24 protein-coding genes and 1 pseudogene are annotated in these 26,496 nt (G+C 64.4%); 17 read left to right on the top strand and 8 right to left on the bottom strand.

Going from position 1 to position 26,496, the window contains the following annotated elements; genetic code table 11:
- Together IC50_RS13345 and IC50_RS13340 are read left to right on the top strand one after the other, a co-directional pair.
- On the top strand, positions 1–467 hold a 467-nt coding region (locus IC50_RS13345; RefSeq protein WP_035704974.1), incomplete at its 5' end, for an AMP-binding enzyme.
- A gap of 21 nt (positions 468–488) precedes the next feature.
- Positions 489–947, top strand: coding sequence for a RidA family protein (locus IC50_RS13340; RefSeq protein WP_035704971.1), 459 nt, complete (start codon positions 489–491; stop codon positions 945–947).
- Positions 948–973: 26 nt separating this feature from the next.
- On the opposite strand, the gene IC50_RS13335 is transcribed toward IC50_RS13340, so the two are convergent.
- Positions 974–1,702, bottom strand: coding sequence for a CBS domain-containing protein (locus IC50_RS13335; protein WP_035704969.1), 729 nt, complete (start codon positions 1,700–1,702; stop codon positions 974–976).
- Positions 1,703–1,911: 209 nt separating this feature from the next.
- Here IC50_RS13335 and IC50_RS13330 point away from each other — a divergent pair, with 209 nt between their 5' ends.
- The gene (locus tag IC50_RS13330) at positions 1,912–3,765 is read left to right on the top strand and encodes a PHA/PHB synthase family protein (RefSeq protein ID WP_035704967.1); all 1,854 of its coding nucleotides are present in this window, start codon (positions 1,912–1,914) and stop codon (positions 3,763–3,765) included.
- Between the two features lie 126 nt (positions 3,766–3,891).
- On the opposite strand, the gene IC50_RS13325 is transcribed toward IC50_RS13330, so the two are convergent.
- The 3 genes and pseudogenes from IC50_RS13325 to IC50_RS13315 all read right to left on the bottom strand — a co-directional run bounded on the left by IC50_RS13325 (position 3,892) and on the right by IC50_RS13315 (position 7,422).
- Entirely contained in the window at positions 3,892–4,866 is a 975-nt protein-coding gene (locus IC50_RS13325; protein ID WP_035704964.1) for a CHAD domain-containing protein, read from the bottom strand.
- An 11-nt stretch (positions 4,867–4,877) separates the two neighbouring features.
- Entirely contained in the window at positions 4,878–6,416 is a 1,539-nt protein-coding gene (locus tag IC50_RS13320) for an AAA family ATPase (RefSeq protein ID WP_035704979.1), read from the bottom strand.
- A gap of 23 nt (positions 6,417–6,439) precedes the next feature.
- Positions 6,440–7,422: pseudogene (locus IC50_RS13315) on the bottom strand (zinc-dependent alcohol dehydrogenase family protein).
- A 173-nt stretch (positions 7,423–7,595) separates the two neighbouring features.
- On the opposite strand from IC50_RS13315, the gene IC50_RS13310 reads away from it, so the two are divergent.
- Entirely contained in the window at positions 7,596–8,435 is an 840-nt protein-coding gene (locus tag IC50_RS13310; protein WP_035704962.1) for a universal stress protein, read from the top strand.
- A gap of 68 nt (positions 8,436–8,503) precedes the next feature.
- A complete protein-coding gene (locus tag IC50_RS13305) occupies positions 8,504–11,197 on the top strand; it encodes a bifunctional acetate--CoA ligase family protein/GNAT family N-acetyltransferase (protein ID WP_035704960.1) in 2,694 nt (897 codons plus the stop codon).
- A gap of 9 nt (positions 11,198–11,206) precedes the next feature.
- Here IC50_RS13305 and IC50_RS13300 read toward each other — a convergent pair whose 3' ends face one another.
- Positions 11,207–11,689, bottom strand: coding sequence for a phage holin family protein (locus IC50_RS13300; RefSeq protein WP_035704957.1), 483 nt, complete (start codon positions 11,687–11,689; stop codon positions 11,207–11,209).
- The gene (locus IC50_RS13295) at positions 11,690–11,965 is read right to left on the bottom strand and encodes a hypothetical protein (protein WP_035704954.1); all 276 of its coding nucleotides are present in this window, start codon (positions 11,963–11,965) and stop codon (positions 11,690–11,692) included.
- A gap of 177 nt (positions 11,966–12,142) precedes the next feature.
- Between IC50_RS13295 and IC50_RS13290 the strand changes: the two genes are divergently transcribed.
- Genes IC50_RS13290 through IC50_RS13280 form a run of 3 tightly spaced genes read left to right on the top strand, consistent with a single transcriptional unit; the run spans position 12,143 to position 15,156 of the window.
- Positions 12,143–13,279, top strand: a complete 1,137-nt coding sequence (locus IC50_RS13290; protein WP_035704952.1) for an ABC transporter permease — start codon at positions 12,143–12,145, stop codon at positions 13,277–13,279.
- A gap of 2 nt (positions 13,280–13,281) precedes the next feature.
- Positions 13,282–14,049, top strand: coding sequence for an ABC transporter ATP-binding protein (locus IC50_RS13285; protein WP_035704949.1), 768 nt, complete (start codon positions 13,282–13,284; stop codon positions 14,047–14,049).
- A 3-nt stretch (positions 14,050–14,052) separates the two neighbouring features.
- The gene (locus IC50_RS13280; RefSeq protein ID WP_035704946.1) at positions 14,053–15,156 is read left to right on the top strand and encodes an ABC-type transport auxiliary lipoprotein family protein; all 1,104 of its coding nucleotides are present in this window, start codon (positions 14,053–14,055) and stop codon (positions 15,154–15,156) included.
- Between the two features lie 6 nt (positions 15,157–15,162).
- Here the strand turns inward: IC50_RS13280 and IC50_RS13275 are convergent, their stop codons facing one another.
- On the bottom strand, positions 15,163–15,480 hold the full coding sequence (locus tag IC50_RS13275) for a c-type cytochrome (RefSeq protein WP_035704943.1): 318 nt from the start codon (positions 15,478–15,480) through the stop codon (positions 15,163–15,165).
- A gap of 94 nt (positions 15,481–15,574) precedes the next feature.
- Between IC50_RS13275 and IC50_RS13270 the strand changes: the two genes are divergently transcribed.
- The 3 genes from IC50_RS13270 (at position 15,575) to IC50_RS13265 (ending at position 17,564) form a co-directional block, all read left to right on the top strand.
- The gene (locus tag IC50_RS13270; RefSeq protein ID WP_081492430.1) at positions 15,575–16,336 is read left to right on the top strand and encodes a helix-turn-helix domain-containing protein; all 762 of its coding nucleotides are present in this window, start codon (positions 15,575–15,577) and stop codon (positions 16,334–16,336) included.
- Positions 16,337–16,427: 91 nt separating this feature from the next.
- Positions 16,428–16,556 (top strand): hypothetical protein, encoded by a 129-nt coding sequence (locus tag IC50_RS43690; protein WP_277996249.1) that lies wholly within the window; start codon positions 16,428–16,430, stop codon positions 16,554–16,556.
- 279 nt (positions 16,557–16,835) lie between these two features.
- Positions 16,836–17,564 (top strand): Crp/Fnr family transcriptional regulator, encoded by a 729-nt coding sequence (locus IC50_RS13265; RefSeq protein WP_035704942.1) that lies wholly within the window; start codon positions 16,836–16,838, stop codon positions 17,562–17,564.
- Between the two features lie 10 nt (positions 17,565–17,574).
- Here IC50_RS13265 and IC50_RS13260 read toward each other — a convergent pair whose 3' ends face one another.
- Entirely contained in the window at positions 17,575–18,351 is a 777-nt protein-coding gene (locus IC50_RS13260) for a cyclase family protein (RefSeq protein ID WP_035704940.1), read from the bottom strand.
- A gap of 290 nt (positions 18,352–18,641) precedes the next feature.
- Between IC50_RS13260 and IC50_RS13255 the strand changes: the two genes are divergently transcribed.
- The 6 genes from IC50_RS13255 (at position 18,642) to IC50_RS13230 (ending at position 25,512) form a co-directional block, all read left to right on the top strand.
- The gene (locus IC50_RS13255) at positions 18,642–19,613 is read left to right on the top strand and encodes a TRAP transporter substrate-binding protein (protein WP_035704937.1); all 972 of its coding nucleotides are present in this window, start codon (positions 18,642–18,644) and stop codon (positions 19,611–19,613) included.
- A gap of 36 nt (positions 19,614–19,649) precedes the next feature.
- Positions 19,650–20,201, top strand: coding sequence for a TRAP transporter small permease (locus tag IC50_RS13250; protein WP_035704933.1), 552 nt, complete (start codon positions 19,650–19,652; stop codon positions 20,199–20,201).
- Positions 20,192–21,484, top strand: a complete 1,293-nt coding sequence (locus IC50_RS13245; protein WP_035704929.1) for a TRAP transporter large permease — start codon at positions 20,192–20,194, stop codon at positions 21,482–21,484. The genes IC50_RS13250 and IC50_RS13245 overlap by 10 nt, the downstream gene beginning before the upstream one ends.
- 22 nt (positions 21,485–21,506) lie before the next feature.
- Positions 21,507–22,313, top strand: coding sequence for an SDR family NAD(P)-dependent oxidoreductase (locus tag IC50_RS13240; RefSeq protein ID WP_035704927.1), 807 nt, complete (start codon positions 21,507–21,509; stop codon positions 22,311–22,313).
- Between the two features lie 177 nt (positions 22,314–22,490).
- Complete coding sequence (locus IC50_RS13235; protein ID WP_035704925.1) at positions 22,491–24,593, top strand: molybdopterin oxidoreductase family protein; 2,103 nt, start codon at positions 22,491–22,493, stop codon at positions 24,591–24,593.
- A 136-nt stretch (positions 24,594–24,729) separates the two neighbouring features.
- A complete protein-coding gene (locus tag IC50_RS13230) occupies positions 24,730–25,512 on the top strand; it encodes an enoyl-CoA hydratase/isomerase family protein (protein ID WP_035704977.1) in 783 nt (260 codons plus the stop codon).
- Positions 25,513–26,496 lie beyond the last annotated feature (984 nt).

Here is a 26,496-nt window from a genome sequence, read left to right as displayed (position 1 = left end):
CCGGCTGCCGCTATCTGGCCGACGAGCGGCAGCGCAAATACGTCCAGAACGGCTGGAACATCACCGGTGACACCTATCTGATGGATAGCGACGGTTATTTCTGGTACCAGTCGCGCTCCGACGACATGATCGTGTCGGCCGGCTACAACATCGCGGGCACGGATGTCGAGGCGGCGCTCCTCACGCATCCGGCGGTCGCCGAGTGCGGCGTGGTCGGCGCGCCGGACGAGGCGCGCGGGATGATCGTGAAGGCCTATGTCATCGCCGCGCCCGGCGTGACGCCTGACGCTCAGCTCGTGGCCGAGTTGCAGGAGCATGTCAAACGCGAGATCGCGCCGTACAAATATCCGCGCGCGATCGAGTTCGTGGCGCAATTGCCGAAGACGGAGACCGGCAAGCTGAAGCGCTTTGCCCTGCGGCAACTGGCGCAGACCGCGGCGACGTCCTCAGGCGTCGCTGCGGAATGAGAGAAGGATAGAGAATTGTCTGTGACGACGCCGAAAGGTCCGCAACTCGCGGTGCTGCCGACAGCGGCCGAGGACGGAACGCGCATCGAGGCGCAGATCCTGCAGCCGTCAGGCTGGCCGGTGCCGAAGGGCTATGCCAACGGCATGGCTGCCGAAGGGCGCATCGTCGTCACCGGCGGGGTGATCGGCTGGGACGCAGCAGAGCGTCTCGCCGACGGCTTCGTCGCGCAAGTGCGCCAGACCTTGGACAACATCGCCGCGATCCTGGCCGAGGCCGGTGCCCGGCCCGAGCACCTCGTGCGTCTGACCTGGTACGTCGTCGACATGGACGAGTACCTGGCCAATCTGAAGGAGCTGGGCAGGGTCTATCGCGAGATCTTCGGAGCGCACTATCCCGCGATGGCGCTGGTTCAGGTGGTCCGGCTCGTCGAGCAGGCGGCGCGCGTCGAGATCGAGGCCACCGCCGTCATTCCTCGTTGAACTCTGCCTCGATCAGCTTGCCTTGGTCAGCTCGCCTTGGCGAGTTCATCGTCCTCGGGCGAGTTCAGATAGACGCCGGACATGGTGTCGACCCAGCACAGATGGTCGTGCACCTTCTTGACGCCCTCGACATTCTCCGCGGCGACGATCGCGGCCTGCCGTGCGCGCTCTTCGGTGATGACGCCGCTGAGATGAACGATGCCGTCGCGGGCGATGACGTTCAGCCCGAACGGGCACCAGTCGTTCTTCTCCATGGTGTCGATGATGCGGCTGCGAATGTGGTCGTCGTCCGCAGTCGGATCCGGCACTTCGCGGGCGAGCCCCGCCACCGCCTGCAGCAGATTGGCGCGGGATACGATACCGACGACCTTGTCGCCGCGCACCACCGGCAGCCGCTTCACGTTATTGCGCTCCATGAGATCGACGATCTCCGCGAGCGCGGTATCCTCCGTGATGGTCACGGGCGAGTCGGTCATCACTTCCGCGACCTTGCGGCCGTGCTCGTGAACGAAGTCGCTGGCGGATTTGCCCGGACCAAGGATGAACCGCAGCCAGCGCCCGCGCTTGCGCCCGGTGCCGATCTCGCTGCGGCGGATGAAGTCTCCTTCGGACACGACACCGACCAGCTTGCCGGTCTCATCGACCACCGTGAGCCCGCTGACATGCCGCTTCAGCATGATGTTTGCCGCTTCGACGATGCTGGTGTCTGGGGTTACCGAGATGACCGACCGGGTCATGATCTGGTGGGCGCGCATGGACAACTCCGCTGGCTTGTTGAAACTTCGATGCGCGAAAACTAGCTCGGGTATCAAGGTGCGGCTTGACACAGGTCAAGCGAGCGAACACGGCCGATCCTGATTGAGCAATTATGATCCGGACCCGGATTTGATGCAGCTCAAGACGGATCTGGAGCCTCGCCATATCCTGTTGCCATTGAGAACCGAAGCCCGCAGGAATATGAGCCATGAGCGTCGTGCAGATATTTCCACGGGCCGAAGAGCCGGCGGTGCAGGTTCTTCCCGCTCATCCCGTCGCTGGTCCCGAAGCCTCGCCGGTGAGCCCCGAGAGGCTCGACCGCGTGCCGGTCGCCGCCGGTCCTCTGCCTGGATCGGAGCCATATCCTCTTGACCGCGCTTTTCACGCGATGCTGGCGCGGTTCACGGGCGGAATATCGCCGCTTGCCCTGTCGCTCGCCTGGCTCGATTGGGGTTCGCATCTCGCCGCGGCGCCGCAGCGCCGGATGGAGATTTTCCGCAACGTCCTTCGCGACACCGGCCGGCTCATGGAAGCCGTCGCGCACGCGATGTCGCCGGGGCAAAAGCCGTGGGCTGTGATCGCGCCGCAGCACCGGGATCGCCGTTTCGGCGGGTCGCAATGGGAGACCCCGCCGTTCAATCTGCTGGCGCAGGCATTTCTGCTCGCGGAGCATTGGTGGCGCGATGCTGCGACGGGCGTGCGCGGCGTGTCGCACGCAAACGAAGCCATCGTCGAGTTCTCGATGCGCCAGATGCTCGACATGCTGGCGCCGTCGAATTTCGCGGCGACCAACCCGAAGGTGCTGGAGAAGGCGTTCCAGAGCGGCGGGGAGAATTTCGTCTTCGGCTGGCAGAACTGGTGCAGCGACCTGACGCGCCTGCTCTCCAACTCGAAGTTGGCGGACGACGGGCAGTTTGTGGTCGGCAAGACGGTGGCCGTCTCGCCTGGCAAGGTCGTCTACCGCAACGAGCTGATCGAGCTCATTCAATACCATCCGACCACAGCGCAGGTGCGACCCGAGCCGATCCTGATCGTGCCGGCCTGGATCATGAAGTACTATATTCTCGATCTGTCGCCGCATAACTCGCTGGTCAAATATCTGACCGGCCAAGGCTTCACCGTGTTCGCGATCTCCTGGCGCAATCCGGATGCCAGGGATCGGGATCTTGCCTTCGACGACTATCGCAAGCTGGGTGTCATGGCCGCGCTCGACATGATCGGCCTGGTCATGCCGGGTCGGAAGACCCACGCGCTCGGCTATTGCTTGGGAGGCACTTTGCTGTCGATCGTCGCCGCCGCGATGGAGCGCGACGGTGATAGCCGCCTCGGCAGCGTCACTCTCCTTGCCGCCCAGACCGACTTCACCGAGGCCGGAGAGCTGACGCTCTTCATCAACGAGAGCCAGGTGGCCTTTCTCGAAGACATGATGTGGCAGCGCGGCTATCTCGACACGACGCAGATGGCCGGCGCCTTCCAGCTGCTGCGTTCCAACGAACTGATCTGGTCGCGGCTGTCACACGACTACCTGATGGGCGAGAGCGCGCCGCCGAGCGACCTGATGGCCTGGAACGCCGACGCCACGCGGCTGCCTTATCGCATGCATTCGGAGTATCTGCGCAAGCTGTTCCTCGACAACGATCTGGCGGGAGGGCGCTATCTCGTCGGAGGCAGGAGCATTTCGCTCTCCGATATTCACGCGCCGATGTTCGTGGTCGGCACGCTCGCCGATCATGTGGCGCCATGGCGATCCGTCTACAAGATCCACTATCAGGTCGATGCCGACGTGACGTTCCTGTTGACCAGTGGCGGTCACAATGCCGGTGTGGTGGCGCCTCCAGAGGAGCCGGGCCACAGCTATCAGGTGCTGACCAAGGCTGCTGATGCACCCTATGTTGGTGCGGATGAATGGCTGAAGCTGGCTCCGCGAGCTGAAGGGTCGTGGTGGCCGGAATGGACCAAATGGCTGGCGGCGCGCTCCGGCGCGCCCTGCGATCCGCCGCAGATCGGGCTTGGAAACGCACCCGGCCTGCCCGACGCGCCGGGAGCCTACGTCCACACCTGAAGCGCGATGCGATCAGGATGAATCGTCATCGCGCTTTAGGTTGTTGTTTAGGCATGATCTCCGCGCAAACGCGCGTTCCGCGTTTGTCGCGAGGGAAAACCGCTGCGCACTTTTCCGGATCATGCTTTAAACCTCCGGCTCGGAGTTCGGCGCAAGGTCCGAGGAGCGGAAGGGTTTGGCCTTGTCCAGTTTCCGATAGGCCGCCGACGCCGTTCGCAACAGCTTCTTTTTCCGCTTGCGGTTGAGGAAGCGACTGGCGGCCTCGATCCCGGTGCCGTTCAACGACGCTGCCAGCGCTTGTCCTCGTGCATCGTCGTTCAATTGTCCGAGCGAGCGTTGCGCCTTGCGCAATTGCTTGAGGATGGACTTCTGTTTCGTCAGCGTTTCTTCGGCGAACAGATCCTGGAGCGACTCGATCGAATAGGTCATCCGCTTGTTGAGAAGGCGCACCTTGTGTCGTTTCTCGGCGTCGAGCTTGCGGAGCTTTCGTGCCTTCTTGAGCAGCCTCGTCTCCCACTCGGTCAACCGCTCCGTCGCGTGGTCGGCGAGCGTGCGGCGGCGCAACCGGATGGCTTCCTTGCTGCGCCGGGTCGACCAGGGGCCGCTATCGATCCACGTCGAGGTCTGCTCGACCAGGCGGCGGTAACGCGCAGATTGCAGCGCGCGCGACAGCAGCCGGTGGCTCTCGGCCCGTTTCTCGTCCCAGTGTTGAAGCTCGGCGACTACGGCGAGCTCGTCGCCGCTCTCAGCCACGACCCGCTCGATTGCCACGTCGAGATCCCGCACCATGCCGAGCTGGCCGTTCAGCCATTTCAGTTCGGCCCAGACATTCGGCCGCAGGGCATCGTCGACCATCGGCGAGAAGAAGCGGATGGCAGTTCGCAGATGCGTCAGTGCGACGCGGATCTGGTGCAGCGCGTCTGGATCGCCGCGGCAGGTGCCGTCGTGCTGAGCGAGCACGGCGTCGAGGTGACGGCGGGCGATGATCCGGAAGGCGGTGTCGCAGGCCATGCCGGGGCTGAGGCGGGCGGGCAGCGCACTGCGCCGTGCCGCCGGCTTGACGTGCGTGGTCGCCGTCGAGCTTGTGCTGGGTCGCGACATCCTAGCCCGAGTCAATCAGATTGCCTTACTTGCCCCCCAGCAATTGCGTCCCGGCAGTTCTGGAGGGTCTGCTCTGGTGTTCCGGATGCATCGATGGTCGCCCAGCCGATGTGGCCGATATTATAGTGCTCCTGTAGCGCGGCAACCTCTTGTGTGGCGTCCGATGCGTCCCCCCGGCGGCTTCCGATCCGCAGTTGCCGGGTCGCGAGGTCTGCGACCAGGAACAGGCCGTTCAACGGCACATTGCACTCGCGTGCCAGCGCGGCGATCGCGTCGCGTTCGTCCTCGCGGGCGAATACGCCGTCGATGATCGCCGAATGGCCTTGCGCCAGCACCCGCCGGGCGTGCTGAGCCAGCGTGCCGTAGACCCGGGTCGCGACCTCCAGCGTGTAGGCGGATGGCGGCAGGCGGTGCGTGTCCTCGACCCCGAACATCTGCTTGCGGACGAGGTCGCTGCGCAGCACCACGGCTCCCGGCTGCGGAGGGACGACCGGTGCGAGCGCGTGCGCCAAGACCGTCTTGCCGGTGCCTGACAGTCCGCCGACCGCAATCAGACGAGGAGCAGGAGGATGGATCAGCATCCTGGCAAGGTCAAAATAGCGCTGCGCCTGGTCAAGAATGCCGGGACGATCGCAATGCGGTCGCTTTAGCCGTGCCAGGGCCACCTGGGCGCGGATCGTCGCCCGGATCGACATGAACAGCGGCAGCGCCGAGAGCGCGTCGAGATTGTCGGCCGGCGTCACGGTGAGATATCGGTTCAGCACCACGTTAGCCGCGCCGGGTTGATCGTGCTGCAACAGGTCCATCAGCGTGAATGCGAGATCGTAGAGCACGTCGACCGTCGCCATTTTCGCATCGAACTCGATGGCGTCGAACAGCACGGGCCGATCATCGATCAGAACGATATTTGCGAGATGCAGATCGCCATGGCAGCGGCGCACGAAGCCCTGGCGGGCGCGCTCCGCGAGCAGCGGACGGATTCGCAGAAATGCCTCGTGCGAGGCCTTGCCGAGCCTTTCGATGTCTCCCGCGTTGAAATGTCCGCCGGCCCGCAGACCGTCACAGTTGCCGTCGATCAGGGCCGGGATGGACGAGACCCATGCTTTTCCGTCGGCGCGAGTCGCGGCCGCGTGCGACGCCACGATTGCGTCGGCGGCAGCCGAGGCGAGCTTCGTGTCCAGCGGACCGGCCTTGGCGAGATGATCCAGCGTCCTGCTTTCGTCGAAGCGCGACATGTCGACCGCATACTCGATCGGCCGGCCGGCGCCGTCGACCTTCAGAGATCCATCCGGCTCTTCGGTGATCGCCACGACTCGGTGATAGATCTGCGGCGCCAGCGGCCGGTTGATCCTGATCTCCTCCTCGCAGGCCGCCTTGCGCTTCTCGAGCGTCGAGTAGTCGAGGAACGGAAACCGGACGGCGCGCTTGATCTTCAGCGCGCGCTTTCCGTCCAGGAACACCGAGGCTCCGTGCGTGTCGATCCGCGTCACGCCGGGATGGTCGGTCAGCGTCCGGAAGATCCGCTCCTGGGCCGCCGTTTCATCTTTCATCGAAGCGGGCATTCGAAGCACCATCAGGGCGTCAGCACGGCCGCGCCGAGAATCTGGCCATCCCGCAGCATGTTCAGAACCTCGTTGGCCTGGTCGAGCGGAAACGCCGTCGTCTCGGTGCGCACGCCGGCTTGCAGAGCGACCTTTAGAAAATCGAGACCATCCTGCCGCGTGAGATTGGCGACCGAGACCAACTGCCGTTCCTGCCAGAGCAGGTCATATGGAAAGCTTGGAATGTCGCTCATGTGGATGCCGGCGCATACGACGCGACCGCCTTTGCGCACGGCGCGCAGCGCGGCCGGGACAAGCTCGCCTGATGGTGCGTAGATGATGGCGGCGTCGAGCGGCTCGTCGGGCGCTTGGTCCGACGATCCCGCCCAGACCGCGCCGAGACGTCGCGCGAGGTCTTGTGCTGCGGCATCGCCGCGTCGCGTGAAGGCATAGACGGATCGTCCCTGCCAAACCGCGACTTGCGCGATGATGTGGCCGGCTGCGCCAAAGCCAAAGAGGCCGAGCCTGTCGGCAGCGCCGGCCAGGACCAGCGAGCGCCAGCCGATCAGCCCTGCGCACAGCAGAGGCGCAATCTCCACGTCGCCGCCGGCCTCACCGAGAGGAAAGGCGTAACGTGCGTCGGCGATGGTGTGAGTTGCGTAGCCGCCGTCGCGCGTGTAGCCGGTGAACAGCGGTGCGTCGCACAGATTTTCCATGCCCTCCCGGCAGAATCGACACTTTCCGCAGGTGAAGCCGAGCCAGGGAATGCCGACCCGGTCGCCAGGCGCATGTGTTGCCACGTTCGGGCCCACGAGATCGACCCGGCCGACGATCTCGTGGCCAGGCACGATCGGATAGCGAATATCGGGCAGCTCGGCATCGACCAGATGAAGATGGTCCGGCATACGCCGCAGGCGCTGATCTTCATGCGGAGCTGACCGTCGCCCGGCATCGGATCGGGCCGCTCCTCCATCTGGAGCCGCGCTCGCGGGGCCGGCAACACCATCGCACGCATGAGCCTCTCCGGGGCGATCCGCTCCGATGAACTATTCATAGAATGACAGTGCGGCCAGTCCTTGACGTCGGTCAACGCCTGTTCCCGGGCGACCGGACCGAGGTGCCCTGGCTTGATGAGGATCAAGCGTCTCGACGGGAGCCGACCTATTGTGACGAGTGAGGAGAACTTCGATGCCCGTCAAGGACGTATTTCTGCCCCTGGTCGGCCGGCCGCACGGACCGGCCCTGGTCGCGATCGAGAAATGCGTGGCTGTTGCCGCCGATCTCGGCGCCAGGATCACTGCGCTCGCGCTCGAGGAAGAGGTTTTCGAGCGGCCGAAGATGATGCTGCCTTACGATCGCGATTCCGCGGATGCAAGCGGTTCATCCGAGGCAGGTGACATGCAACAGCTCCTGAACGCCTTCACCAATGCAGCTTCCCGCGCCGGCGTTCGCGCCCAGAGCCGATCGGGTAAAGTGCCTGCGGATCAGATCGGGGCGATCCTCGCCGAGCATGCCCGCTTCAGCGACCTCACGCTGGTTCCCGTGAAGCCGCACGACAGCCGAACAGAGGGCATTGTCGAAGCTTTCCTGTTCGGATCCGGCCGGCCGCTTCTGCTCTGTCCCGAACATCTCGCGGACGAACTTCGGCCTGAATTCGAGAACGTCATGATTGCCTGGGATCATTCTGCCCGCGCCGCGCGTGCGGTCGGCGATGCGTTGCCCATTCTTCGGGCTGCCAGTTCGGTCCGCGTGGTGACTGTAGCGGAGGATAAGACTGACGCGGTCATACAATCCGGAACGGCTCTCGTCGGTCATTTGAGGGAACACGGGGTCTATGCCTCGTTCGAAACGACGAAGGGTGGCGGCAGCTCCATCGGCAAGGTACTGGGAAGCTGGGCGAATTCCCATGGCATCGATGCGATCGTGATGGGCGCCTATCATCATTCGCGCCTGAACGAGATCGTCTGGGGCGGCGTGACAAAGACCGTCATTGGCCAGCCACCGTGCTGGGTTATGATCTCGTACTAGGCTCCTTCTGCTTCCGGGCCTGATCGTCAACCAATCGGAACCGCCGCTGACCCGGCGCATTTGCTTTCATGTCAATTTATCGTCTCAACAACCTGCTGTCACCACGCTCGGTCGCGCTCGTCGGGGCGAGCGCCCGTCCGGCGTCCGTCGGACGCGCCGTCCTCGAGAACATTCGCAAGGCCGGATTCAAGGGGCAGTTTGGCCTCGTCAATCCACGCCATGCCGAGATCAGCGGCGTCGCGGCGGTGAAGAGCCTGGACAGGCTGGACTTCGTGCCCGAGCTCGTGGTCATCACCGCCCCCGCGGGCGAAATTCCGGGCATCGTCGACCAGGCCGGGCGTCGCGGCTCTGCTGGCGCGCTGATCGTCTCGGCCGGGCTCGGCCAGGGGCCGGGATCGCTGCACGAGGCGACAAGCAGTGCTGCCCGAAAACACGGCATGCGGTTGATCGGGCCGAACTGCCTCGGCATCATGATGCCCGGCGTCAGCCTGAATGCCAGTTTCGCCGCGCACATGCCGGGGGCGGGTAACCTCGCGCTGATCTCGCAATCGGGCGCAATTGCCGCCGGCATGGTCGATTGGGCCGCGCAGCGCGGCGTCGGATTCTCCGGCATCGTTTCTATCGGCGATCAGATCGACGTCGATATTGCCGATCTGCTCGACCATTTCGCGATGGATCACAAGACCCGCGCGATCCTGCTCTACATCGAGGCCATCAAGGATGCGCGCAAGTTCATGTCGGCGGCGCGCGCCGCCGCGCGCGTGAAGCCCGTCGTCGTGGTGAAATCCGGCCGCATGGCGCAGGGCGCGAAGGCGGCTGCCACGCACACCGGTGCGCTCGCCGGCGCCGACGCTGTCTACGACGCGGCATTCCGCCGCGCGGGTGTCCTGCGGGTCTCCGATCTGCGTGAGCTGTTCGATTGTGCCGAGACGCTCGGCCGTGTCGAATCGCCGACGGGAAAGCGTCTCGCCATCCTGACCAACGGTGGCGGCATCGGCGTCCTTGCCATCGATCGATTGGTCGACCTCGGAGGAATTCCGGCAACCATCTCGGCCGAGGCGCGCAAGAAGCTCGACGCAGCACTGCCGCCGACCTGGTCCGGTGCGAATCCCGTCGACATCGTGGGCGATGCCGACGCCTCGCGCTACGCGGTGGCTCTGGAGGAACTGCTGGCCGATCGCGACAACGACGCTGTCCTGGTCCTCAATGTGCAAACGGCGATCGCCTCGGCCGCCGAGATCGCCACGACCGTGACGGAGCTCGTCAGAAAATATCGCGAACAGCACCGCAGCTGGGCGAAGCCCGTATTGGCGGCCTGGGTTGGGGCCGATCAGAAGATCATTCAGACACTCTCCGGCGCCGGAGTGCCGAATTATCCGACCGAGGACGACGCCGTGCGCGGCTTCATGCATCTGGTCCGGCACCGCGAAGTGGTGGAGGAGCTGAGCCAGGTTCCTCCCGCAATGCCCGACACCTTCGTTCCGGACGCCCAGGGAGCGAGACAGATCGTCACCGCCGCGATCGCGGACGGCCGCGAATGGCTCGAGCCTGTCGAGATCAAGCACCTGCTCGAGGCCTACGACATCGCGATGGTGCCGACCTATGCGGCGACCGATGTCGAGCAGGCGGTGGCCTATGCGAAAGACATCTTCGCGCAAGGCGACACCGTCGTGCTGAAGATCATGTCGCGGGACATCGTCCACAAATCCGATGTCGGCGGCGTCGTTCTCAACCTGACCACGCCTGAAGCAGTCCGAGGGGCTGCCATGGGCATTATGGGGCGTGCGAAGAAGCTGCGCCCGGAGGCGCGCATCGGCGGCGTCATCGTCCAGGCGATGGTCGTCAAGGCGAAAGCGCGCGAGCTGATCCTGGGCCTCGCCGACGATCCGACCTTCGGCACGGTGGTCGTTTTCGGCCGGGGCGGGACCGCTGTGGAGATCATCAACGACAAGGCGCTCGCGCTGCCGCCGCTCGATCTGCAGCTGGCCCGCGACCTGATCGAGCGCACGCGCGTGTCGCGGCTGCTCCGCGCTTACCGGGACGTGCCGGCGGTGAAGCCGGACGCCGTCGCCACGGTGCTGGTGAAGCTGGCACAGATGGCGGCCGACATTCCCGAGATCCGCGAATTCGACATCAACCCGCTGCTGGCGGACGAAACCGGCGTGACCGCGGTCGATGCCCGCGTTGCGGTCGGGCCGCCGCAGCGGAAGTTCGCCGGCTCCGGCCCGGCCAATTTCGCCGTTCGCGCCTATCCGTCGCAATGGGAGCGCCGCCTCAAGCTCAAGGACGACTGGCACATCTTCGTGCGGCCCATGCGCCCCGAGGACGAGCCGACCATCCACGAATTCCTGCGTCACGTCACGCCGCACGACCTTCGCCTGCGGTTCTTTGCGCCGATGAAGGAGTTCACCCATGAGTTCATCGCACGCCTGACCCAGCTCGACTATGCGCGCGCGATGGCCTTCATGGCATTCGACGAGGCCACCGGCGAAATGGTCGGCGTCGTCCGGATCCATTCCGACTCGATCTACGAGACCGGCGAATACGCGATCCTGCTGCGGTCCGATCTCAAGGGCAGGGGGCTCGGCTGGGCCCTCATGCAGCTGATCATCGACTACGCGCGCTCGGAAGGACTGAAGGCCATATCGGGCGACGTGCTCCAGGAGAACACCGTGATGCTCGACATGTGCCGGCAGCTCGGCTTCGAGGTCAAGCCGGATCCGGCCGAGCCTGATCTTTGCGACGTCAAGCTGAAACTTTGAGCTCGCCCGCTAGGGGCGGGCTGAATTTGCATCGGCGGGCGCCTTGGCCGTCGTTCGCAAGTTCTTGACGATGATCGCAATCAGCGGCACCAGCACCGGCACGATCGTGCTGAGCGGATGATGTACCGCGCCTGACACCTGAGCCTGGAGCGCACGCGCCTCGATCTGAAGGGCTTCGATGGATGCGTCATGAATTTCGTTGGCAAGCTCGATATCCCGGCCTGACGGAGCGCGGCCGGCGATCACGAAGAGAACGGCCGCGATGGCGAAATTGACGGCGCCGAGGATGGCGGCCGCGGCAATCGCGCTCCAGATCTGCACCAGCGCGAAATAGGCCGACAACTCCAGCATCAGGAGCCCGAACGCCGCGATCAGCGCCGCGAAGGCGCGCAGCCCGAGGCCGATCAGCAGATGGCGCAGCCTGATGTCCGCGATGATCCTGTCGGTGCGCCACAGCACGCGCAGGTGTTTGACGACATTCTCGGTATTCACCTAGTGTCTCCTCAGCATGAAGCCGACAACCACGCCCAGCGCGAAGGCGGATGCGAGCGATGTGATCGGACGCTCCGCAACGAGGCCCTGGAGCTGCTCCTGCTCTTGTTCGACGGTCTCGCCGAGCTCAGTGAGTGCGGCTCTGATCTGATCGGCGAGCGCCTCGGCGCGATCTTTCGAGCTCTCGAACATCTCTTCGCCGGCGGTGCTCAGCAGGCGTGTGACGTCAACCTTCAGCGCCCGCAGTTCCTCGCCCATCCTGTCACTGTCGAACATGGATCTGGTATCCTCGTTGAATTGAAAAAAAGTCTAGGACCCGCCCGTGCGGCCGCGCTTGATTTGCGTCAAGAGACGGGGGCGTGTTCGGGTCTTGAGACAGGTCAAACCGGCCGCCACATGCTGGCCTAGAAATGCCGGCTGAATGGGGACCGATTGTCCCGACGAGGTGGAAGCGTGAACCACGAACCGCTGCTGCTCGCGACGCCGTCCGGCGACGAGCTGAAACTGCGCCCTGAAGGGCCCTGGACTGCCGCCAATGTGGTGACGCTCGAAACTTTATCCCGGTCGGTCGGAGCCGACGTCGATCGGTCGCGCGCTGTAACCCTGGACATGTCGGGCGTCAGCGCGCTCGATACGCTCGGCGCCTGGGTCCTGGAAAAGCTGTCGCGCAGGGCCGCATTGTCAGGCAGATCGGCCGAATTCGTCGGCGTCGCCGACCATTTCAGCGGGCTGATGGACGAGGTGCGCCAGGTCAACCGCCACACGCCGGCCCCGGCGGCTGCGCCCAATCCGGTGCTGGCGAGGCTGGGCGATCTCGGCAAGTCCACGGTCGGGGCGCGGGAAGACATCACGATCTTCCTCCAGATGCTCGGCGCATTGTTCATGGCCGTGGCCGGCGTGCTGCGCCGGCCGCGTTCGCTGCGGCTGACGTCGCTGGTGTATCAGCTCTACCGCATCGGGTGGCAGGCGATTCCCATCGTCGCGCTGATCACCTTCCTGATCGGGGCCATCATCGCGCAGCAGGGCTTTTTCCACTTCCGCAGATTTGGCGCGGAGTCGTACACCGTCGACATGGTCGGCATCCTGGTGCTGCGTGAGCTTGGCGTGCTGATCGTCGCCATCATGGTCGCCGGCCGGTCGGGGAGCGCCTACACCGCCGAGCTCGGCTCGATGAAGATGCGCGAGGAGATCGACGCGCTTTCGACCATGGGGCTCGATCCCGTCGACGTCCTGATCCTGCCGCGCGTCGCGGCGCTGGTCATTGCCTTGCCGATCCTCACCTTCATCGGATCGATTGCCGCGCTCTATGGCGGCGGCCTCGTTGCCCAGTTCTATGGCGACATGGGACCGGCGATCTACATCGCGCGGCTGCATGAGGCCATTTCGGTCACCCATTTCGAGGTGGGCATCCTGAAGGCGCCGTTCATGGCGCTGGTGATCGGGATCGTGGCCTGTAGCGAGGGATTGCGCGTCAAGGGAAGCGCTGAGTCGCTGGGGCGGCAGACCACGACGTCGGTCGTGAAGTCGATCTTCCTGGTGATCGTGCTCGACGGCCTGTTCGCTGTCTTCTTTGCCTCGATCGGGATGTGACGATGGACGGACCGCAAGACGAGTTCGCGATTCGCGTCCGTGACCTCGTGGTCGGCTTCGGTCGTCAGACCGTGCTCGACCATCTGTCGCTCGACGTTCGCCGGGGCGAGATCCTCGGGCTTGTGGGGGCGTCCGGCGGCGGCAAGTCGGTGCTGATGCGGACCATCATCGGCCTCATCCCGCGCCGGAGCGGGACCATCGAGGTCATGGGGCAATCCGCGAGCGGCCACGGTCGAAGCGCAGCGACGGCGTGGGGCATCCTGTTCCAGCAAGGCGCGCTGTTCTCCTCGCTGACGGTCCGCCAGAACGTCCAGTTTCCGCTCCGTGAAAATCTCGTCCTGTCGCAGGAGCTGATGGACGAGATCGCGATCGCCAAGCTCGAAATGGTCGGCCTGCGCGCAGAGGACGCCGACAAGTATCCGGCGGAGCTGTCCGGCGGCATGACCAAGCGCGTGGCGTTGGCGCGTGCGCTGGCGCTCGATCCGCCGATCCTTTTCCTGGACGAGCCGACCTCGGGCCTCGATCCGATCGCCGCCGGCGATTTCGACGTGCTGATCAAGACGCTACAAAGGACCCTGGAGCTGACCGTGTTCATGGTGACCCATGACCTTGCGAGCCTGACCACGGTCTGCGACCGCGTCGCCGCGCTTGCCGACGGCAAGATCGTGGCGATCGGCCCGATGCGCGAATTGCTGCAATCCGAGCATCCCTGGGTGCGCGCCTATTTCCACGGCAAGCGCTCGCAGATGCTGCAACACGAGATGAGATGAGAGATGGAAACCCGCGCTCCCTACGTGCTGATCGGCAGTTTCGTGCTTGCCGCGATCCTCGCGGTGTTCGGCTTCGTCTATTGGCTGAACAACACCGGCGGCATCGGGCCGCGTACGAGCTACCACGTGCAATTCCAGGGGCCGGTGCCTGGCCTGCTGGTCGGCGCCGGCGTGCTGTTCAACGGCATTCGCGTCGGAGAGGTGACCCAGCTCGGCCTTGCGCCGGACAACCCGCGCTTCGTCAATGCGACGATCTCGGTTGCCACTGCGACGCCGGTCCGTTCCGACACCAGGGTCGGCCTCGAATTCCAGGGCCTGACCGGCGTGCCGGTGGTGACGTTGGAGGGCGGCGTGATCGTCGCCAAATCCGGCGAGCCCCTGACCTTGATCGCGGAGGCCGGCGCCGGCCAGAGCATGACGCAGGCGGCGCGCGATGCGCTGCGGCGGGTCGACACGGTGCTTCAGGACAATTCCGGACCGCTGAAGGACACCATTGCGAATTTCAAGACCTTCTCCGACGGGCTCGCGCGCAACACCGGCAAGATCGACGGCATTCTGGCGGGCCTCGAGAAGATGACCGGCGGCGGCGCGCCCGCGCAGAAGATCACCTACGATCTGCGCACGCCGCAGAATCTCGGGCCGGCCGGCAAGGCGCTGTCCGGGTCGCTGGCGATTCCCGAGCCGACCGCAGTCGCAATGCTGCAGACCCAGCGCATGCTGTTCGCGCCCGCCGGGGACAGGCCGGGCTTTGCGGATTTCCTCTGGGCTGACAGCATTCCGAAACTGGTGCAGGCGCGCCTGATCGACAGCTTCGAGAACTACGACATCGCTCACGCGCCGCTGCGCACGACCGACCTCGGGCAGACGGATTACCAGCTCCTGATCGATATCAGACGCTTTCGGATCGCTACGGAGGGAGAGGCGCGAGCCGAGATCGCACTGTCGGCGCGGATCGTCGACAAGAACGGCAAGGTGGTGGCCTCGCGCCTGATCGAGACCAGCGAAAAGCTCGACAAGGTCGAACCGGCCGCTTCAGTCGCCGCCTTCGATGCGGCCTTCGCGCGCATCGCGAAGGAGCTGATCGGGTGGACCGTGCAGGCGGTCTGAGGCCGACTATTCCAGCGTCTTCAGGTAGGACAGGAGGTCGTGGATCTGGTCCGGACTGAGCTCGAAGACCGGCATGTCGGCATGGCCGGTGTAGATTCCCTCGGCCAGTGCCTCGCCGAGGCTGTCGATCGGATAGCGCCGATGCAGGGTCCGCAGCGGAGGGGCGATCTCGAGCGGACTTTTGGAGACGCGGTCGATCGCGTGACAGCGTGCGCAATTGACCCGGGCAAAGGTCCTGCCGCGTTGTTCGGCGGTCGGCGCCGCCAGCGCAGGCGTGATCAGAAGCAGCCCAATCAGGCCGTGACGCAGTGCGCTTTGCAGCATGAAAAGTGATCCCGTCGAACTCTGGAGGCAGAATAAGACGGGGATGCCACTCAAATTTGATCTGAGTCAATTGGCTTTGGCGCGGTGCAGTAAAATGCAGCCGCGCGGTGGACTCGGTCTGGTGTCCGGGGCAGCCGGCGCGAGGAGCGCTTCCGTGGTCGCAATTGAGCCGAACGGGAATTTCTGTAGCGATTGTGCCGTACGCGGAGCGGCGGTCTGTTCGTCGCTGGATGCGGCCGACCTCAGGGAATTCGAGCATCTCGGCCGCCGCGTCCATTTTGGCTCGGGCGAGACCGTGTTTTCCGAGGAGGACATCACGACCTCGTTCTATAACGTCATCGAGGGCGTCATGCGGCTGTACAAGCTGCTGCCGGACGGCCGGCGGCAGATCGTCGGCTTCGCCTTGCCTGGTGACTTCCTGGGGATGAATCTATCCGGCCGGCACAACTTTTCGGCCGATGCAATCGGCGCGGTGACCGTGTGCCAATTCGCAAAAGCGCCCTTCAACCGTTTCATCGAGGACCGGCCGCAGCTGCTCAGGCGGATCAATGAGCTGGCCATTCGCGAGTTGAGTCAGGCTCGCGACCATATGGTCCTGCTCGGCCGACGCTCGGCGGACGAGAAGGTGGCGACTTTTCTGCTCGGCTGGCGTGAGCGACTGGTCGCGCTCAAGGGTCTCTCCGACAAGGTGCCGCTTCCGATGAGCCGTCAGGACATCGCCGACTATCTCGGCTTGACCATCGAGACTGTCAGCCGCACCTTTACCAAGCTGGAGCGTCAGGGCGTGATCCAGATCATTCACGGCGGTATCAGCCTGCTCGATCCGGCACGCGTCGAGGCGATGGCCGCAGCTTGATACCCTGTCCACGACGCCCTCGAATTTTTGATCTTGATCAATGACGTCAGCCGTGCGCCGCAAATAATGCCCCAAACAATCCGGGAGGAGCATGATGCCCGCTGACACGTTGCTGATGACCATTGCCGTCGTCGCGATCTTCGTTGGATTCGGCGCGGTTTTGGCTTGGGCAGACCGGCAAACCAGTGCAGGCCGGCTTGATCCGGATTCGAAGCACTGAAGCTCCCCAGATCTTGACCGGCTTCTAGCGCCAACGGCCGGCACTCACCCGGCCGGCGCTGGCCGTCGGCAGCGCCTCAACGCAATCGGCGCTTGCGTCGCCTGCAACTCTGCATGGACCGAGGTGCATCGTCGCATCCTTCGGATGCGAATTTCCGGCGTCTGCCGCGGTCTTCTCGCGGCATTTGCCTCAAACCGCGAGCGTGCTTTCCGGTTGAAAACCCTGGTAACGTCGACTACGCAGGAAGCCAGAGCCTCGTAGTCTTAGGAGCCCGGCGGCGTGCCTCAGGACAAGACCGGCGACCCCCGACAGTCAGTGGGCAGCAAACTATCGGTCCTGCGCAAGCACCCGATCTTCGCGGATCTGGAGCCGGAGGCGCTCGATCAGCTCTGCCGCTATGCCAAGCACACCACTGTCAAGCGCGGCGCGACGATCGCCGCGAAGGGCGATCCCGGCAACAATTTGTTCGCGGTGATTTCGGGGACAGTGAAGATTTCCTCCTCGTCGCCGGACGGGCGGAACGCCATTCTCAATCTGATCGGTCCCGGCGAAATCTTCGGCGAGATCGCGGTGCTCGACGGCGCTCCCAGATCGGCGGATGCGACCGCCAACACCAATTGCGAGCTCTACGTCATCGATCGCCGGGACTTCCTGCCGTTCGTGAAGAGCCAGCCGGCGCTGGCGATGAAATTCATCGAGCTGCTCTGCGCGCGTCTGCGCTGGACCAGTCAGCAGGTCGAGCAGGTGATCCTCCAGAATCTGCCGGGCCGGCTCGCGAGTGCGCTGCTCGGTCTCACCGAAGAGCGCAAGCTCGATTCCGGCAGCGGCACGCTCGCCATCACGCAGCAGGAGATCAGCGAGATGGTGGGGATGACGCGCGAGAGCATCAATAAGCAGTTGCGCGCCTGGGCCGGCCGTAGCTGGGTTCGCCTCGAGCACGGCGCCATCGTCGTGTTGGATACGGACGCGCTGCGCGAGCTCGCCGAGAGCGGCCTCGGCGGCAACTGATGCCCCCGACCTAGTTGTCGATGATGGCGACCGCGCGGGTCCAGCCCGCGGACGCGCGCTCGATCTTCACCGGAAAGCACGAGATCGTGAATCCGGTTGAAGGCAGCTGGTCGAGATTGTGCAGCTTCTCGAGATGGCAATAGCCGATGTGCCGTCCCGCCTTGTGGCCCTCCCAGATCAGGCCGGCATCTCTTGTTTCGGCATATTTCTTCGCGGTGTAGACGAACGGCGCGTCCCAGCTCCAGCCGTCGGTGCCGGTCAGCCGCACGCCGCGTTCGAGCAGGTACATGGTGGCTTCATAGCCCATGCCGCAGCCGGAATTGACGTAGTCGGCCCTGCCGAACTTTGCGCCGGCGCTGGTGTTGACGACGACGATCTCCAGCGGCGACAGCGTGTGTCCGATGCGCTTCAGCTCCTTCTCGACGTCGTCCGCACTTGCCACGTAGCCGTCGGGCAGATGCCGGAAGTCGAGCTTCACGGCGGGCTGAAAGCACCATTCGAGCGGCACCTCGTCGATTGTCCATGACCTTTCGCCGCGGTTCATGGTCGGATGGAAGTGCCAGGGCGCATCGAGATGCGTGCCGTTGTGGGTCGACAGCGAGACCTGTTCGACGGCCCAACCCTGGCCGTCCGGCAGATCCTGCGCCTTGAGGCCGTCGAAGAATTGCAGCATGCGCGGCAGGCCCTGCTGGTGATCGATATACTGGATCGTCGGGTGATTGCCGGGCGGATCGGCCGTCACGTCGTTTGCGAGCGGCACAGAGATATCGATCAGCTTCCGCGGCATGGGCATTCCCTCAAGATTTGTCCGGAGCATCTGGCATCTTGAGGGGCCTCCATCGGTAGCGTCAAGTCACGTGCCGGCGACGTCAACCTGGCCTGTCGTCCTCCATGAACTGCGCCAGATCGATCGATGCAACTCGTGCATTGATCGATGCCGGATTTGGCTTGGACAGAGATTGCCGCCCGCCCTAGGGACGACATTGGCGCTTGACTTCACACTCGAAGCGGAGCGACCCCAAGGCGGCCCAAGCATCCGCCCGACAACGACATAATCAATCCAGGAGGAAAGCCCAGATGAAGATATTCACCGGTATCGTCACAGCCGTTGCATTGGCGGTCTCGGCGCCCCTGGCGACCGCACGCGACTTCCGTTCCGCCGACGTCCACCCCGCGGACTACCCGACCGTCGAGGCCGTCAAGTTCATGGGCAAGCAGCTCGCAGCGGCGAGCGGCGGCAAGCTCGGCGTGAAGGTGTTTCCGAATGGCGCCCTGGGCTCGGAGAAGGACACGATCGAGCAACTCAAGATCGGCGCGCTCGACATGATGCGGATCAACGCGTCGCCGCTCAACAACTTCGTGCCGGAAACCATCGCGTTGTGCCTGCCCTTCGTCTTCCGCGACACCCAGCACATGCGCACCGTCCTCGACGGGCCGATCGGCGACGAGATTCTGGCGGCGATGGAGCCCGCTGGCCTGGTCGGTCTCGCCTATTACGACAGCGGCGCCCGGTCCATTTACACCGTGAAGGCGCCGGTCAAGTCGCTCGCGGATCTGAAGGGCCTGAAGATTCGCGTCCAGCAGTCCGATCTGTGGGTCGGCATGATCCAGAGCCTCGGGGCCAACCCGACGCCGATGCCCTATGGCGAGGTCTATACTGCTCTCAAGACCGGCCTTGTCGACGCGGCCGAGAACAACTGGCCGTCCTACGAGTCGTCCCGTCATTTCGAAGCGGCCAAGTTCTACAACATCACCGAGCATTCCCTGGCGCCCGAAGTCCTCGTGATGTCCAAGAAGGTCTGGGACACGCTGAGCAAGGAGGACCAGGCGATGATCCGCAAGGCAGCGAAGGAATCGGTGCCCGTCATGCGCAAGCTCTGGGACGAGCGTGAGCAGGCCTCCCGCAAGACCGTCGAGGCCGCCGGCGTTCAGGTCGTCACGATCGCGAACAAGGCGGAATTCGTCGATGCGATGAAGCCGGTGTACCAGAAGTTCGCCGGCGACGAGAAGCTGCGGAGCCTCGTCAAGCGCATCCAGGACACGAAGTAAATACAGCGGCGCCGGATCCCCGTAAGGAGGCGCGGGATGACAGACCCACACGTCGCAAGCCATGAGCAGGGCGCCGTAGCGGCACGACCGTCTACCGGCCTGCTGTCGCGGATCAATGCACCTGTTGCGCGCGTGGGCATGTATCTGTCCGTGACCGGACTGCTCGTCATCGTCGCCATCGTATTCTACCAGGTGTTCGGACGTTACGTGCTCAACTCCAGCCCGACCTGGACGGAGAACCTGGCGCTGGTCCTGATCCTCTACGTCACGCTGATCGGCGCCGCCGTCGGCGTGCGCGATGCCGGGCACATCGGCATGGACAGTCTGCTGGTCATGCTTCCGGACCACGTGCGGGAGAAGGTCGAGATCGCGATCCATGTTCTGGTCGCCGTGTTTGGCATTGCGATGGCCTATAACGGATGGATTCTCGGCGCATCGGTCGGCACCGTGAGGATCCCAAATCTCGGCCTGCCTGAAGTCATCCGCTACGTGCCGCTGATCGCCTCCGGCGTCCTGATCGTCTCCTTTTCCATCGAGCACATCATGGCTCTGCTGCGCGGCGAAGAGGTCGTCCCCTCATGGAACTGATCATCCTCGGCGCCGCGTTCTTCGGATTCCTCATTCTTGGCGTTCCCGTTGCCTTCGCGATCGGCCTGTCGGCGATCTGCACCATTCTCTACGAGGGCCTGCCGGTCGCCGTCATCTTCCAGCAGATGATGTCGGGGATGAACATCTTCTCCTTCCTCGCCATTCCGTTCTTCGTCTTCAGCGGCGAGCTGATGCTGCATGGCGGGGTCGCCGACAAGATCGTGCAGCTGGCCAAGAATCTCGTCGGACACATCCGGGGCGGGCTCGGCATGTCGAACGTGGTCGCCTGCACGCTGTTCGGCGGGGTCTCCGGCTCGCCCGTGGCCGACGTGTCGGCGATGGGCGCGGTGATGATCCCGATGATGAAAAAGGAAGGGTTCGACACCGACTACGCCGTCAACGTCACCACCCATGCCTCGCTGGTCGGAGCCTTGATGCCGACCAGCCACAACATGATCATTTATGCGCTCGCCGCCGGCGGCAAGGTGTCGATCGGCGCGCTGATCGCCGCCGGCCTCTTGCCGGCGATCGTGCTGATGGTGTGCATGCTGGTCGCCGCCTACGCGGTCGCGGTGAAGCGCGGCTACCCGGCGGGCAGGTTTCCGGGCTGGGCCGAGGTCTTTCGCTCGCTCGCGGCCGCGCTGCCGGGTCTTCTGATCGTCGGCATCATCCTGGCGGGCATCCTGTCCGGCGTCTTCACGGCAACCGAATCCGCCGCCGTCGCGGTCACCTACACGATCCTGCTGACCTTCCTGATCTACCGCACCATGACCTTGTCGAACTTCCTGCGGGCTGCAGCGAAGGCGGTGAAGACGACGGGCGTGGTGCTGCTGCTGATCGGCGTCTCCACCATGTTCCAATATTTGATGGGACTTTACGAGGTTGCCGACCTCGCCGGCGAAATGATGAGCAAGGTGTCGACGCAGCCCTGGGTCGTCTTCCTGCTCATCAACATCGTCCTGTTCGTGCTCGGCACGTTCATGGACATGGCGGCGACGATCCTGATCTGCACGCCGATCTTCCTGCCGATTGCGATGAAGGCGGGCATGGATCCGGTGCAGTTCGGCATGCTGATGCTGATCAACTGTGCCTTGGGGCTGAACACGCCGCCGGTCGGAACGACGCAGTTCGTGGGCTGCGCCATCGGCGGCATCTCGGTGGGCGCGGTCATGCGCACCATCCTGCCGTTCTATGCCGCGCTGATCGCAGCACTGATGTTCGTGACCTATGTCCCTGCATTCTCGCTGTGGCTGCCGCGCCTCTTGATGGGCTACAAGGGCTAGCAGTACCAGGGAGACGCTATCTGTGACGGACTATCGCAAACTCTTCGATCTCACCGGCAAGACCGCAGTCGTCCTCGGCGCCGCCTCGGGCATCGGCAAATCGTCGGCCGAGGCGCTGGCCGGGCTCGGCGCCCGCGTCATTTGCGCCGATCGCGCGCTTGACGCTGCGGAGGCGACTGCCGCCGGCATTCGCGAAAAAGGCGGCTGGGCGGAGGCGGCTAGCTGCGACGCCGCGAGTGCTGCGGAGGTCAACGCGCTCGCCACGACCGTGATGCAGAAGTTTCCGCGGCTCGACATCGCCGTGACGACGCCCGGGCTCAACATTCGCAAGACCATCCTCGACTATACCGAGGAGGATCTCGACCGCGTGCTCAACCTGAACGTCAAGGGCACGGTCTGGTTCTTCCAGGCCTTTGGCCGCATCATGGTCGCGCAGAAGGGCGGCAGCATCATCGCCTGTTCCTCGGTGCGCGCTGTCACCATCGAGCCGGGCCTCGGCGTCTACGGCTCGACCAAGGCGGCGATCGGCCTCCTGGTGAAGGGCTTTGCCTCCGAGGTCGGCCACGCAGGCGTGCGGGTCAACGCGATTGCGCCGAGCATCGCGGAGACCGCGCTCACCGGTCCGTTCAAGCAGCGCCCCGACATCTACAATCTCTATGCCGGCCATACCGTGTTCAACCGCTGGAGCAGTGCCGACGAGGTCGCCACCGCGGTCGCCTATCTCGCCTCGGACGCTGCGAGCTATGTCAGCGGCAGCACGCTGTTCGTCGACGGCGGCTGGACCGCGGTCGACGGCCCGCCGACCGGTCTCACCCAATTGCACAAATAGGGCAGGGCGCGGCTCGTTCGGGGGTGCGCCAGCGCGCAATGGTCGCTCTTTGGCCAGGGCGAGCCGTCTTCGCAGTCGCAGCAGGAACCGGCGGCGCGTGCGCCTTGAGCAAATCGCATGGGCCTTGCCGGAGAAATGCGCTCGGCTGGCCGGTATTTTGGTGTTACGAACCGGGACATGAACCAGCACGCCAAGATCGACACCAAGATCGAAATCCGCCATTCGACCTGTCCGCACGATTGCCCGTCGGCCTGTGCCCTCGATGTCGAGGTGATCGAAGGCCGCAGCATCGGCCGCGTCCGCGGTTCGAAGCAGCAGACCTACACGGCCGGCGTGGTCTGCGCCAAAGTCGCCCGCTATGCCGAGCGCATCCATCACCCCGAGCGGCTGATGTATCCGATGCGCCGAACGGGTGCGAAGGGCTCGGGACAGTTCGCGCGGATCTCCTGGGACGAGGCGCTGGACGAGATCGCGCGCCGCTTCAACGAAGCCGAGCGCGAGTTCGGCGCGGAATCGGTCTGGCCCTATTACTACGCCGGCACGATGGGCCTCGTGATGCGCGACGGTCTCAACCGCCTCACCCATGTGAAAAAGTATTCGCGCTTCTATCAGACCATCTGCGCCAATGTCGCGCGCATCGGCTTCGCGATCGGCACCGGCAGGATCGCCGGCGTCGATCCGCGGGAGATGGCGCTGTCCGATCTCGTCGTGATCTGGGGCACCAATCCCGTCAACACCCAGGTCAATGTGATGACCCACGCCGCGCGTGCCCGCAAGGAGCGGGGCGCGAAGATCGCCGCGGTCGACATCTACGACAACGAGACCATGAAGCAGGCTGACATCAAGATCATCCTGCGCCCCGGCACGGACGGCGCTTTCGCCTGCGGCGTCATGCACGTGCTGTTCCGCGACGGCTACGCCGACCGCGCCTATATGGACAAATACACCGACTGCCCGGCGGAGCTCGAGGCGCACCTGAAGACGCGCACGCCGCAATGGGCGTCGGACATTTGCGGCGTGCCGGTGGCGGAGATCGAGGCCTTTGCCAAGGCCGTCGGCGAGACCAGGCGGACCTTCTTCCGGCTCGGCTACGGCTTCACCCGCTCGCGCAACGGCGCGACGCAGATGCATGCCGCGACCTGCATTCCCGCGGTGACGGGCGCCTGGCAATATGAAGGCGGCGGCGCCTTCTTCAACAATTACGCGCTGTGGCACTTCAACGAATCCATCATCGAGGGCCACGACGCCATCGACAAGTCGACGCGCGCGCTCGACCAGTCGCAGATCGGCCGCATCCTCACCGGCGATGCCGAAGCTCTGCTGGGCAAGGGCCCGGTCAAGGCGATGCTGATCCAGAACACCAACCCGATGACGGTCGCGCCGGAGCAGGCGCTGGTCCGGCAGGGGTTCGCGCGCGAGGATCTGTTCGTCGCGGTGCACGAGCAGTTCATGACCGAGACGGCGCAAATGGCCAACATCGTGCTGCCGGCGACCATGTTCATGGAGCATGACGATCTCTATTACGGAGGCGGCCATCAGCACATCTCGGTCGGACCGAAGCTGATCGATCCGCCCGGCGAATGCCGCTCCAACCACGAGGTGCTGCAGGCGCTGGCGCCGCGGCTCGGCGCCAAGCATCCGGGCTTCGAGATGACGCCGCGCGAATTGATCGACGCGACCTTGAGGCTCAGCAATCACGGCGACATCGCCGGTCTCGAAGCCGATCTCTGGCGCGACCTGCAGCCGGATTTCCGCACCTCGCATTATCTCGACGGATTCGCCCATGCCGACGGGAAATTCCACTTCAGGGCAGACTGGGCGCATCCGCCGTTCGGTCAGACGATGGGCGATTACGACAAGATGCCTGATCTGCCGGACCATTGGGCGGTGATCGAGCAGGCCGAACAGGCCCATCCGTTCCGGCTCGCGACCAGTCCCTCGCGCAGCTTCCTCAACACCACCTTCAACGAGACACCCTCCTCGCAGGCGCGCGAGGGCAGGGCGAGCGTGATGATCCATCCCCTGGATGCTGCCGCGCTCGACATTGCCGATGGCGATGCGGTGACGCTCGGCAACCCCCGCGGTGAAACCACACTGGTCGCAACGCTGTTCGAGGGCGTGCGGCGCGGCGTGCTGATCGCCGAATCCGTTCACCCGAACAAGAACCATATCGGCGGCCGAGGCATCAACATGCTGACGGGCGCGGACACGATTGCGCCGATCGGCGGGGCCGCGTTCCACGACAACAAGGTGTGGATCAAGAAAGCGGTTGCGGCTTGAGGCGCGCCGCCGCCTCGATCGCCCTGCAGATTGTGTCGAGACGCTAAAGCGGCAGCCTCGCTGCAGATTGCCCTTGCACCTCATGTCCGAGCTGCCGCAAATGGCAGCAAACGGGAGCCAAGGAAGCGAGCGTGCCATGACCGACACCACAGCCGTCATCACTGAGAAGCGCGGGCAGGCGTTCTGGATCACCATCAACCGGCCGGAAAAGCGCAACGCGCTGAACGGCGAGGTCATCGCCGGCATCAGCAAAGGCTATCGCGATGCGCATGACGACAAGGACGTCCGAATCATCGTGCTGACGGGCGCGGGCGACAAGGCGTTCTGTGCCGGTGCAGACCTGCAGAATTCCGGCGCAGCCTTCGCGATGGATCATTCCAAGCCAAATGTCGATTATGCCGATCTGCTGCGCTTGTCGCAGAACGCAACCAAGCCGGCGATCGCGCGCGTCGGCGGCGTCTGCATGGCCGGCGGCATGGGCCTCTTGTGCATGACCGACATGGCAGTTGCGGCCGATCACGTCATCTTCGGCCTGCCTGAAGTGAAGGTCGGCGTGTTCCCGATGCAGGTGCTGAGCCTGCTGCAAAGCATCGCGCCGCCGCGACTCGTCAACGAATGGGCCCTCACTGGCGAGCCGTTCGACGCCAGGGCGGCGCAGGCGGCCGGCCTTCTCAACTACGTCGTGCCCGCGGCCGAACTCGACGCCAAGGTCGATTGGCTGATCGGTCGGATTGTCGACAAATCCCCGACCGCGATCCGACGCGGCAAGTACGCCATGCGCGCTATCGCCTCGATGTCGTTCGACGAGAGCATTGCCTACACCGAAAGCCAGATCGCGCTGCTGGCGATGACCGAAGACGCCAAAGAGGGGCTGAAGGCGTTCAGCGAGAAGCGCAAGCCGGTCTGGACGGGACGGTGAGAGGGATAAATTGGTGCTCGCAGCAATGACGGAGGGAGGTGACGGTGCCGCTTTTTCTCTCGTGTCCCGGACGCGCTGCAACGCTCTTGCGTTGCTGCGCAGAGCCGGGACCCAGGAGGCGGCAAAGTAGACGGCGAGATGGGCCCCGGCTCTGCAGCGCACCGCCGAAGCGGCGCTGCACTGCGTCCGGGGCTCAAGAGTGTTTTCCGCCAATCCCGATTCACATCTCAAACAGCGGCCACACCTTCACGGCCTCGCGGCGTATTCCGCCCGAGCTCTGCTCTCTTCATCACCCCCTCTTCGAAGAAAGGGCGCAGGGAAGGCCGGGTGCCGGCTGGCACCCGCAAGACTCCCGTGCAAGAATGATGCACACGCAACGCACAGGAGCGATACAGGGCAGCCCAACATCCGGCCTTCCCTGCGCAGTATTTTGACGGCTTATACGCGCTTTCCCCGGAGACGAATGTCCTTCTTGCCTCCGTCACCTCTGCGACATTCACGGACGCCGCTCCGGTTGGAGCGACGTTACCTTCGCAAAGGCTTGACCGTAGCAACGACGGCCAGAACCACGCGCTTTCGCCGTACGCCTTCGGCGCCATCCGTCGTGTGCGGCCGGTCGCGCGCTCACGGGGGTATCCCGCCCTGCACGCCACATTCCGCATCGACGCCGCTCGCGTCCACCGCAGCCTGATCCGCGGTTCGTGACGACGTACGACCGCCCCTTTCGTGGATCAGGATGGCGGCATGATGCGGGAAATCGTAAATTCTGTAAAGACGAATATTTCCGCGAGCGGCGGTTGACCGAGGGATTGGGTGTTTTGCCTGTCGGGCGGCGCAAGAGCTTGTAGGTGGCGTGGGAGCGTAGGGTGGGTTAGCGTCAGCGTAACCCACCACTTTCGCGTCCGCGGAGGCAGAAGAGGTGGGTTACGCCCTGCGACCGCGCTTTGCGCGTCCGCAAGACTAATCTTACTGAGTCATTGGGTC

Origin of the sequence: Bradyrhizobium genomosp. I (2014) (genome assembly GCF_000261685.1) — a bacterium.
Classification (GTDB): domain Bacteria; phylum Pseudomonadota; class Alphaproteobacteria; order Rhizobiales; family Xanthobacteraceae; genus Bradyrhizobium.
The sequence above is the reverse complement of the archived record's forward strand: the minus strand, read 5'-3'. Positions and strand labels throughout refer to the sequence as shown.

Excerpts from the sequence above, each read along its gene's own strand:
- IC50_RS43690 (WP_277996249.1), top strand. The coding sequence starts at position 16,428 with ATGATGCCCGCTGACACGTTGCTGATGACCATTGCCGTCGTCGCGATC.
- IC50_RS13235 (WP_035704925.1), top strand. The coding sequence starts at position 22,491 with ATGAACCAGCACGCCAAGATCGACACCAAGATCGAAATCCGCCATTCG.
- IC50_RS13330 (WP_035704967.1), top strand. The coding sequence starts at position 1,912 with ATGAGCGTCGTGCAGATATTTCCACGGGCCGAAGAGCCGGCGGTGCAG.
- IC50_RS13295 (WP_035704954.1), bottom strand. The coding sequence starts at position 11,965 with ATGTTCGACAGTGACAGGATGGGCGAGGAACTGCGGGCGCTGAAGGTT.
- IC50_RS13245 (WP_035704929.1), top strand. The coding sequence starts at position 20,192 with ATGGAACTGATCATCCTCGGCGCCGCGTTCTTCGGATTCCTCATTCTT.
- IC50_RS13275 (WP_035704943.1), bottom strand. The coding sequence starts at position 15,480 with ATGCTGCAAAGCGCACTGCGTCACGGCCTGATTGGGCTGCTTCTGATC.
- IC50_RS13230 (WP_035704977.1), top strand. The coding sequence starts at position 24,730 with ATGACCGACACCACAGCCGTCATCACTGAGAAGCGCGGGCAGGCGTTC.
- IC50_RS13270 (WP_081492430.1), top strand. The coding sequence starts at position 15,575 with ATGCAGCCGCGCGGTGGACTCGGTCTGGTGTCCGGGGCAGCCGGCGCG.
- IC50_RS13250 (WP_035704933.1), top strand. The coding sequence starts at position 19,650 with ATGACAGACCCACACGTCGCAAGCCATGAGCAGGGCGCCGTAGCGGCA.
- IC50_RS13305 (WP_035704960.1), top strand. The coding sequence starts at position 8,504 with ATGTCAATTTATCGTCTCAACAACCTGCTGTCACCACGCTCGGTCGCG.
- IC50_RS13255 (WP_035704937.1), top strand. The coding sequence starts at position 18,642 with ATGAAGATATTCACCGGTATCGTCACAGCCGTTGCATTGGCGGTCTCG.
- IC50_RS13335 (WP_035704969.1), bottom strand. The coding sequence starts at position 1,702 with ATGCGCGCCCACCAGATCATGACCCGGTCGGTCATCTCGGTAACCCCA.
- IC50_RS13325 (WP_035704964.1), bottom strand. The coding sequence starts at position 4,866 with ATGTCGCGACCCAGCACAAGCTCGACGGCGACCACGCACGTCAAGCCG.
- IC50_RS13320 (WP_035704979.1), bottom strand. The coding sequence starts at position 6,416 with ATGAAAGATGAAACGGCGGCCCAGGAGCGGATCTTCCGGACGCTGACC.
- IC50_RS13285 (WP_035704949.1), top strand. The coding sequence starts at position 13,282 with ATGGACGGACCGCAAGACGAGTTCGCGATTCGCGTCCGTGACCTCGTG.
- IC50_RS13280 (WP_035704946.1), top strand. The coding sequence starts at position 14,053 with ATGGAAACCCGCGCTCCCTACGTGCTGATCGGCAGTTTCGTGCTTGCC.
- IC50_RS13260 (WP_035704940.1), bottom strand. The coding sequence starts at position 18,351 with ATGCCGCGGAAGCTGATCGATATCTCTGTGCCGCTCGCAAACGACGTG.
- IC50_RS13310 (WP_035704962.1), top strand. The coding sequence starts at position 7,596 with ATGCCCGTCAAGGACGTATTTCTGCCCCTGGTCGGCCGGCCGCACGGA.